Below are 9,358 nucleotides of genomic sequence, written 5' to 3'. Positions count from 1 at the left end.
AAATGTTCTTACCAAGACCAGACTCAAACTCTTTAATATTTGCTTCAATTTTGTAACCTACAACATGAAAAAGGGGTAATGTTATTACTTTAGCTTCCATAAAATCTCCTTCATTCAAAATGTTTATTGCAGTAATTGCATATAACGTTCTTGTATCTACGAACCCTCACTACCTTAAGGGACGATAGTCCTGGCCGTGATGCGGTTAGGTGGTGCAGGGTTGTCTGCCTGATTTACTCCTTGAAAATCCTCGGGCAGACCAAGGAGCGTTAGCGACGCAGCGTAGATACCATGTTATATGATGCCTCGGACATCTTCGAATTTCCCCTTATGATTCTCTACTTAGATTTGAATAGAAATTTATTATGTTTCCATCTGGGTCTCTGAACCAAAATGAGCGTCTTCCCCATGGATAGGTTTCAGGTAGTTTTATAAATGTTACATTTATATTTTTTAGCCGAATAAATTCTTCATCAACATCAGCTACTTCGATTTCAATAGTGTAGCTACCATATCCTGCATTTAAAGTGCTTCCCGGAGCCATGCTCTCCATTCCTTGCTTTGAAAATATATCAATATGACTGTCTTCTATTAAAATCCTTGCGTTATTTTCATCTCCTACAGCCTTTGCTTTCAATATTTCTTTATAAAATGCCACCAGATGAGATACATCTTCAGTTATCAAGCATATTCCACTGAATTTCATAATTCCCTCCATTTTTTTGAAATTTTCAAATGGTTTTTATTGTTTTATATTGTATTAATGTTTCCGAGGTTTCACATAACGTTTCCGTATTCACGACACCGAGAGGCTTAAGGCAGCTTAGCTACCGGGTCGAAGACTTAGCCTCGCAGGATGTGTCCACCTGAATTTGCTTCCTTCTATTGAAATCGCTACGTTGTGGCTTTGCTTCTGTTACTTCTGGTGGACCAAGGATCACTTGTGATCCGATGCGTGAATACAATGTTATGCGATTGACTATTTCTTCTAAACTATTGGAATCCATTTTTTTCTATATAATTCGTAATATTTCCATCTTACATATCCTTTTTCAATATTTGATAAATCGATCGAGTAATTTGTTTGAGCTAGATTTATTATATTATCTAATACTAAACGAGTTAACCCAACACTACGACAAGCAACTAATGGTGCAAATTCAATTAACTTTCTTTTTTCCATTGGAGTTTTAGTATAAACATCACTATTTGCTTTATTACTATCCTCTAATATTCTCACAAAATCTTCTGGTAATCTGTCTTTTTTGAAAGAATCACACCACTCACATGCGGATACAATATTAGACGGTTTATGTAACTTAGGTATAAAATGTTCAAATCTTATTTGACTAGTTTCTAATTTATTCAATTCCAAATGGCAGTAATAGCATGTAAATATTTGAGAGTTAATTCTTGCCTTTAATCTAATATCTGTATTGTTCGCTGCTATCCATAAATTATAGGTTTTATCACGTATACCATTTCTTCGAGAATTATTTTCTGCCTTTCGTAATTGTTGTTTAAACAATATCGGATCTATCACATATACTTCTTTAATATAATCAAGTATATATTCTGGATAAAAATCTATATATTCTTTTAATATATCTGACATTTATAATTTACCCTTCCTAGAAATAGTCTTTCGCATAACGTTATTGTATTCACGAACCCGAGAGGCTTAAGGCGCGTCAGCGCCGGGTCGAAGACTTAGCCTCGCAGTGGTTATTCGCCAGAATCCACTTCCTGGCACTTTCAACTTCGGGCGAATCAAGGAGCGTAGCAACGCAGCGTGAATACGGTGTTAGATGATGGTCCGGTCTTCTTCGATATTACAATCAAAATCAATGGTATTCTGTTAATTCAGTTATTCATTTATTTTGTCTATTATCATGTCAACTGTCTGTTCTGGAGTTAATCTACTTGTATCAATTCGTGGGTAGTTAAATAGCTCATAAATGGATCTTGTCTCTAAGCTCCTAAGGATTCGATCTTCTGTCCTCCTATCTTCTACCATTCTTCTTATGTGCTCCTCTCGATCACAAAGCAAGGTTATTGGTATGTACTCAAAATTTAGATCTTGTAGGTTTTGAAGTACTTTATTTAAAATGATTTGTCTTCTACCATGGATTCCCCAAGTAAATATAATATATTCCAAAAAAGAGCTCTCCAAATATGTCCTAAGAATAGAAGTTATATTCTTCTCAGTAATGGCTTCAATTTCATCATTAAATACGAATGGATTTATCGCTCTACACCACTCGCTCTGAAGCCACGCACTATTATTTAATTTCGTGTGTAATAATTCACTTACTGTCGTTTTACCTACCCCAGCATATCCATTAATGAAAACTAATTGCTTCATCGAAATACCTTCTTTCTTTTTTATATTTTAATATTTGATTTATTGTGGTTTGCCGGACTTTCATCTAACGTTCTTGTATTCACGACGCCCATTCCCCTTAGATAGCTCTTATTTTAGGGGAATGGGTGTTGTCCGGTTGCCTTTGCTTCCCTGAATTGCCTCTGCCGGACCGAGGGCCGAATGGCCCGAAGCGTGAATACGGTGTTATAGGATGTAAGCGCCTTTCTTCGAATATACATTCAAATCTGTGTTTGTAATTCAATTAGGTTTGAAATTGTTCGTGTATGACGTTTACTGTCATCCTTTCTATTTAGCCATATTCCTTTCATGTTTATCTTCTCACAGGGTAAAATATCAGTTTCGAAATTATCACCTATGTAAAAACATTCAGTTGGTTTTACCTTGGCCAGATTACATGCGTGTGTAAAAATTTCTGTTTTGGGCTTTGAAATACCTATATCTCCTGAGACTACTACGATCTGAAAATAATCTAAAATACCAAGCTTCTTTAGTTTCTGTCTCTGCTGTGATGAATCTCCATTGGTTATTATCCCCAGTCTATTGTCTCTATGTGTTTCTAAGCAAGGAATTACATCATCGAAGGGATTCCAATTATCTTCAAAATGTTTTAAATAAATCTGAAAATAATCATAGCATTATCATCATTGACTTCTATATCCAATCCGGAAAATACTTCTATTATTCTTTGAATCTTCTGTTGTTCAAATGAGAGTTCACCAAGTAAATATCGATCAAAATGTCTCTTCCCAATGGTACACCATTCTAAATAAAATTCATTTTCAGTTTGCTTTGATGGTTCTGCAAATTGAGTATATAAAGTTTTCACAGCCAGATATTCAGCTGTTTTAAAATCAAATAGTGTTTCATCAAGATCAAAGAAAATCATATAATGACTCCTTCTGTTTTCATGACATAAGACTTTGTGCTGATTTCCTATAACGTCTTATCTACGAACTACGTATATTATACTAATTAAGCTGGATATACGAATTTCATCTAAAGTTATTTTAACACAATTAGGTAGTGAGAAATCTGACATTCGGATCAATATTCATCACTAGGTACCTCCTCGAAAAAGAAACCTTGAAAGGCACATAGCCAATCAAGGTCAATTTCTCAAAAACATGGTCTTCCTACGTTTCTTTCATAAATTTAATAAGTTATGTTATTAAGCTAATTTTTCAGCAGCTTCAACCGTGTGTTTGAGCAAAATAGCTATTGTTACTGGACCGACTCCGGCTGGAACAGGAGTTATCGCAGAGGCGTTTTTTAGACAATTATCATAGTCAACATCCCCAATGTTACCCTCATTGTAACCAGCATCTAAAACAATAGCTCCTGATTTTATCCAATTGCCCTGAACAAATTTAGGTTTACCAACCGCAGCTACTACAATATCGCCTAAACGAACTAAGTCTTCTAAATTAGTTGTTTTGGAATGGCATGTCGTTACAGTTGCGTTTTTATTTAATAGCATTAAGGATACAGGCTTACCAAGGATTGGACTTCTCCCAATCACAACTGCATGTTTCCCTTCAACTGGAATATTGTAATAGTCTAAAATTGCAACGATTGCTGTTGGTGTACAGGAAGGGAAATCGGCGAAACCAAAGGCGTTTTGAGCAAATCCCAGAGTTGTTACTCCATCTACATCCTTTTCAATACGAATTGCTTCAAATGCTGCTCTTTCGTCTATTTGATTAGGAACGGGATGTTGTAACAATATTCCATGAACATTAGGGTCAGCATTGAGTTTGTTAATAGCTGCAATTAATTCTTCCGTCGATGTATTCTTAGGAAGATCAATACGAATAGATTGAATACCGAGTTTCCTACATGCGTTTCCTTTCATTCGTACATAGGTAGCTGATGACGGATCGTCACCAACTAAAACTGTCGCCAAACATGGTACAATACCTTTTTCTGATAGGCGATTGATTCTACCCAACAATGTTTCCTTAATGTCAGCTGCAACACGATTACCATCCAAGATTAATTTTTCTGCTGTCATCTAATCATCTCCTCCTAGTAGGAACGAAACATAAAGAGGTAAGGGGATCAATTTCCCCTTACCTCTGCCCAGGCGTACGGCTGATATCTATGTGCTCCCCCATGGTTACCCATGCTTCGCCAGTCACACACAGTCAATTTATGTTCTAATCATAACAATTAAATATAGATAATTCAATTAAATTAGCTTCAAGATGTCTATCGGTTCATTCAAATTATACTTAGTATCGATGCCGTCAGGCGATGAAGCTTCCCACACCGCAAGAGCGTAGTCCATTCCGGTGTCTGCTGCGCACTGCATATCGTAAATTGTGTCTCTGATATAGATGGCCTCTGTATAGTTTCACTCACGGATGGCCTTTCGTTTTCTAATCTGTTACTTTGCGCTATAATGGTCTCTACTATTGACATTGTGAGGAGCTTATTATGGTTACTAGAGAAACACTTGAACAGAAACAAATCTTAATATACGCGGTCACTCTTATTATTGCTGCGATAGTTGGTTTAATGTGGCCAACATTTTCTGAACCACTCGGTCATACAACCACGATTGTTATTGCAATCTTGCTATTTAGTATGTTCACTCAAATCCCCTTTTTTCGGTTAAAAGAAGCACTATCTAATCGAAGATTTATTTATGCGTTGTTAATAACCAATTATGTGGCTGTTCCTTTGTTAGTTTGGCTACTAACTAGATTTCTTCCGGATCATCCACCTTTATTACTTGGTGTTATGCTTGTACTTTTAACACCGTGTATTGACTATGTAATTGTCTTTACGCATCTTGGTCGTGGTAATGAGAAATTAATGCTGATCTCAACACCCTTTCTTTTTATCACCCAAATTCTATTTCTTCCACTTTACTTATGGATTTTTATTGGAAATCAAGCTGTTGAAATCATTCGATTCGAGCCCTTTTTTGAAGCATTCATTGGACTTATCCTTATCCCTCTACTGCTTGCCTTAGGTTCACAACTATTAGCAGCTCGCACCAAAATGGGAGATCAATTATTGAATGCTACTGCATGGCTTCCAGTTCCCTTTATGGCTTTAACACTTTTTGTTGTTGTGGCGTCCCAGATCAGCAGAATATATGAATATCAAGAAGTGATAAGCTATGCAATCCCTATTTACATCGCATTTATGGTATTCATGCCTTTTATCTCCGGATTAATCTCAAAATGGTTCCAATTAGACACTGAGGCCGGCCGTGCTCTTGTTTTTAGTGGCGGTACTCGCAACTCGCTTGTCGTTCTACCTTTTGCTTTTGCGTTACCAGATCCGTTTAGTGGAGTTGTTGCGGCAGTTATCGTCACGCAAACGATCGTAGAGCTAATCGGAGAATTAATTTATATTCGCGTAGTCCCACGTTACATCATTCGTGATAAAGGATAACCCAGCCAAGGGATTGTTAAAAGACAGCATTCTGAACAGTATACTGTCTTTGTTAAACTAAAGCTCTTCTATTAAGGGGTCTTAGGTATTTTCACTGGCTCATCGATATCTGATAGCATCTCTACTAGTTCCATCAAAAAGGTTCCAATTATACAACATCTACTACCTTAACTATTAAAGCGTCGCTGCTGCCTGGCTTACCAAAGATGACAGTAGATCGGCGTCAACCGTTTGCCCTTGTTTCAGTTTCATCGTCTTTCTCTCCGGAGGACCATCGAATAGTCCTTCAGGAAGTGTAAGTTCACTTGCATTAAAGATTGTGAAACTTACCGCGTCTTTCGATGTTGAAATGACTGCAGCGTATTTGCTGTTTTTCAAAAAGTGAGGTTTCTTGTATTGGATGCGCTCCTGTACGTCTGGAATCGCTTGTTGGACAACCTCACGAAGCCCGTTACATAAATTCACTTGCCAAGGTTCTTTTAACGCTTCAATAAAATCTATTACTTCCTGATTCATCTTATATTCTCCTCTTTGAGTTTATTAGACGTGTCCTTACTTTGATATAGGATAAATTCTCTCGCCCTGTTCAAGCATCGTGATAAACTGCTGAATTCGTTTAACCCTTGTTTCTTGCTTCTTGGCATTATGAATTCTGAATAGAATGGCATATTTATTTTGTTTATCCAGAGAATCATAGAATGTCTTTGCTTTGACATTACGTTCCAGCTCGATTGCGAGATCGTCAGGTATGGTAGCGACACTTTGCGATTCGTATGCCTTATCCCATAGTCCGTTCTGTTTGGCTACTTCAATTGCTTTTAGTCCGGAAGGTCTCATACGTCCAATTGTGATCAGTTGCTCCACTTTATCTTTATTTACTTTTGACCAGTTGCTCTTAGCTCCCCGTGGAGTAAATCGTTGCAGCCATGTTTTGTCATCAAACTTCGATTTTTGGCTGTCAATCCATCCGTAACATAATGCAATTTCGAGTGCTTCATCATAAGTTACGGAGATAATACCTGAGTTTTTCTTCGCGTGTTGTAACCAAATTCCCGGAGAGGTGTCATGGTTGTCTTCTAGCCATTTCTCAAATGATGATGGTTCACCAAAGACTAGGATCGGTAGTTCACTAGCTTTCTTGCTCACTTATAACATCCTCTCAGCCTTAAATACTTTTTCCACACAGCATGCTTCAAAACCGATTCTGCGATATACGGGCAAACCAAGCTGAGAAGAGGTCAATACGGCTACCTCGTACCCCAGATCTCGCGCATCATAGAGACCTTTAAGCGTTATTGCACGGCCGAATCCTTGCCCTCGGTAATCAGACCGTGTACCGACCGCATATATGCCAGCTACACCAGCACCGAACAATACGCTCGCAAGCGCAACGGGCTCATCATTCCACCATCCGATATAATGATGAAGCGGTCCTTCTGTTCCGCACATCGTATATCCTGTCGCTACTGGCTCAAAATGAGGCCCGATTATTTCAATGATAACATTTTTCCAAATATCCAAATCCTCTTTCGTTTGAACTGAAGTGATATTGAAACCTTGCTGTATGGACTTGTCATCCTGTAATTCATTTAATTTCATGAACATACCCGGAATTTCTGCAAGTAAGGAATAACCTGAGTCCCTGAGAACAGTCTCTAAGTTATCCGGCTGATCTGTCGACCAAGCTCTCCAATAATGATTTCCATTCAGATGTTGGTAGTCTTCTTTTACTCGCTCAACTTGCCGCTTAATTTCTTGTGGAAGTACATTCGTCCGCCAAACACCATTGTACTCCAAATTAGGCACCTGATCATATCTTAACGAGAGGCCGTCACGATCCACGCATCTGAATAAAGGACAATGATTCGCGAGCGTTTGATATAGAATCCAATTGTTGTTGCTAACTGCTTCAGCAATCTCTGATCGGGATGCCGTACTCGGTAAAATCATTTGCGTGCCTCCTTATCTCTATAAACTAGCTCTCCACGATTTTGATTAATTCCTGCAAATCACAAATTACATAGTTCGGCAAGTATTGATCAAGCTCTTCTGGTGACTGCACCTCAATTAATTCATTCGGTAATCTCTGTTCGCAGATTTCGTGAAACGCCTTTGTCTGTGCTCTTTCATCACACGACATCTCCACTAGATCAGCAGGCAAACCTCGATGAATGAAGACAGACGTTACATCAGCTAGCCTTGCCATATAGACATCCTGCTCAAAACGGTCACCTACATGTGCAACAATTTCACCAGAATCACGTAAAGAAGTCAGCATGTGGATATCAGGTTTACCTGAACCGCATCGTTCTGGTGTCACAACCTCATCAAAATACTGGGCAATTCCTAAGCCTTCAAGCACAGGATACTGATACTTATAAAAGCCATTCGTCACTGCTGCAATCGAATAACCAGCAACACGTAATTGCTCTAGAGCTGGGATTATGGTTTCATCAAGCAAACGAATATAGGGCGGTCTGCAGTGTTTAATTACAAGTGCTTCGACATCAATTGACAATGACAAGCCCTGCTGTTTGATTTCGTGCTGAACAATATCATCCCAATCGTATGCATCAACTGTTAGGCCCGATTGAAGTCTGCTTTCATGCTCGTGAATAAGTGCTTCTATGACATTATAATCACTCTCGGATTGTTCCTGAATAAGCGACTGGACTTCTGGCAGAACTGCTTTCATGAACGGATTCTGCATTAAAGTACCATCTAAATCAAAGCTAATCCATCGATTCATGCTTTAATCCCTCCTGATGTAAGACCTTCAATAAATTGCTTGGAAGCAAATACGAATGCAAGCAGCATTGGCAAGGAAGAAAGAGTTAAACCACTAAAGAGTAAATTCCACTCCGTATCATATTCGCCAAATAAGGACATTAACCCTAGTGGGATCGTATTTAGCTCTGTGGTTTTTAAGAATATTAGAGGATAAAAGAAGTCATTCCATACACCAATAAGCGTCACTATTCCAACAGTTGCAATAGATGGACGCATGAGTGGCAAGATAATTTTATAATAGACCTGAAATCCATTACAGCCGTCAATTCGTGCACTTTGATCAAATTCTGAGGGCAAAGTACGGAAGAAGCCATAAAAGATAAATAGCGCAAGTGGAATATTTCCAGCCGTATAGATGAGGATCAATGATAAATGGGTATCAAGCAGATTGAGATTCAGCATGAGCATGTATAACGGTGTAATAGCAAGCTTCGTAGGAATCATGAGTCCGAACATGAAGAAAATAAGGAGAAAACCATTCCATCTAAATTTGTAACGAGTCAGATAAAATGCACCGAGTGATGATACTAGTAGTATACAAGAAACTGACAGAGCACTTACCAGGATGCTATTTAGAAAATAAGAGGAGAATTTTACTTTCCCCCATACTTCTATATAGTTTATGAATGAAAACGAACCTGGCATAGCCAAAGGATGCGTCATTATTTCCATTTTTGTCTTGAACGATGATGTAATCATTAAGAATAGTGGATATAACGAGATGAAAGTAGCAAATATTAAAATCGTATAGCGAATAATTTTTTGGAATAGTTTCAT

Annotated in this window: 12 protein-coding genes and 1 riboswitch; of the genes, 1 reads left to right on the top strand and 11 read right to left on the bottom strand. The window is 38.1% G+C overall.

The genetic code is table 11. From position 1 onward, the window contains the following. Positions 1 to 328 precede the first annotated feature (328 nt). The 6 genes from AC1DOK_RS15965 to AC1DOK_RS15940 form a co-directional block, all read right to left on the bottom strand. Positions 329 to 706 carry a VOC family protein gene (locus tag AC1DOK_RS15965; protein ID WP_477555287.1) on the bottom strand — a complete coding sequence of 126 codons (378 nt, stop codon included), beginning with the start codon at positions 704 to 706 and terminating at the stop codon, positions 329 to 331. 282 nt (positions 707 to 988) lie between these two features. Further along, positions 989 to 1,615: a hypothetical protein gene (locus AC1DOK_RS15960; protein WP_477555286.1), complete on the bottom strand. Its 627-nt coding sequence runs from the start codon at positions 1,613 to 1,615 to the stop codon at positions 989 to 991. A gap of 252 nt (positions 1,616 to 1,867) precedes the next feature. Next, entirely contained in the window at positions 1,868 to 2,365 is a 498-nt protein-coding gene (locus AC1DOK_RS15955) for an AAA family ATPase (protein ID WP_477555285.1), read from the bottom strand. A gap of 239 nt (positions 2,366 to 2,604) precedes the next feature. After that, entirely contained in the window at positions 2,605 to 3,003 is a 399-nt protein-coding gene (locus AC1DOK_RS15950) for an HAD family hydrolase (protein WP_477555297.1), read from the bottom strand. Further along, complete coding sequence (locus tag AC1DOK_RS15945) at positions 2,994 to 3,272, bottom strand: hypothetical protein (RefSeq protein WP_477555284.1); 279 nt, start codon at positions 3,270 to 3,272, stop codon at positions 2,994 to 2,996. The genes AC1DOK_RS15950 and AC1DOK_RS15945 overlap by 10 nt, the downstream gene beginning before the upstream one ends. A gap of 282 nt (positions 3,273 to 3,554) precedes the next feature. After that, positions 3,555 to 4,397 (bottom strand): bifunctional 5,10-methylenetetrahydrofolate dehydrogenase/5,10-methenyltetrahydrofolate cyclohydrolase, encoded by an 843-nt coding sequence (locus tag AC1DOK_RS15940; RefSeq protein WP_477555283.1) that lies wholly within the window; start codon positions 4,395 to 4,397, stop codon positions 3,555 to 3,557. A 59-nt stretch (positions 4,398 to 4,456) separates the two neighbouring features. Further along, positions 4,457 to 4,534: riboswitch (ZMP/ZTP riboswitch) on the bottom strand. Between the two features lie 288 nt (positions 4,535 to 4,822). On the opposite strand from AC1DOK_RS15940, the gene AC1DOK_RS15935 reads away from it, so the two are divergent. Then, the gene (locus AC1DOK_RS15935) at positions 4,823 to 5,791 is read left to right on the top strand and encodes an arsenic resistance protein (protein ID WP_477555282.1); all 969 of its coding nucleotides are present in this window, start codon (positions 4,823 to 4,825) and stop codon (positions 5,789 to 5,791) included. A 174-nt stretch (positions 5,792 to 5,965) separates the two neighbouring features. On the opposite strand, the gene AC1DOK_RS15930 is transcribed toward AC1DOK_RS15935, so the two are convergent. From AC1DOK_RS15930 to AC1DOK_RS15910, 5 genes are read right to left on the bottom strand one after another with little or no spacing between them, the layout of a single operon-like run. Then, on the bottom strand, positions 5,966 to 6,307 hold the full coding sequence (locus tag AC1DOK_RS15930; protein WP_477555281.1) for a DUF1801 domain-containing protein: 342 nt from the start codon (positions 6,305 to 6,307) through the stop codon (positions 5,966 to 5,968). A 36-nt stretch (positions 6,308 to 6,343) separates the two neighbouring features. Then, complete coding sequence (locus AC1DOK_RS15925) at positions 6,344 to 6,937, bottom strand: YdeI/OmpD-associated family protein (RefSeq protein WP_477555280.1); 594 nt, start codon at positions 6,935 to 6,937, stop codon at positions 6,344 to 6,346. Further along, positions 6,938 to 7,741: a GNAT family N-acetyltransferase gene (locus tag AC1DOK_RS15920; RefSeq protein WP_477555279.1), complete on the bottom strand. Its 804-nt coding sequence runs from the start codon at positions 7,739 to 7,741 to the stop codon at positions 6,938 to 6,940. Between the two features lie 25 nt (positions 7,742 to 7,766). Further along, positions 7,767 to 8,540 (bottom strand): HAD family hydrolase, encoded by a 774-nt coding sequence (locus tag AC1DOK_RS15915; RefSeq protein WP_477555278.1) that lies wholly within the window; start codon positions 8,538 to 8,540, stop codon positions 7,767 to 7,769. Continuing rightward, a complete protein-coding gene (locus AC1DOK_RS15910) occupies positions 8,537 to 9,358 on the bottom strand; it encodes a carbohydrate ABC transporter permease (protein WP_477555277.1) in 822 nt (273 codons plus the stop codon). The genes AC1DOK_RS15915 and AC1DOK_RS15910 overlap by 4 nt, the downstream gene beginning before the upstream one ends.

This window comes from Paenibacillus sp. P5_B5, from assembly GCF_056400365.1.
Note: the sequence above shows the minus strand (reverse complement) of the source record. Positions and strands in the feature narration are given on the sequence as shown.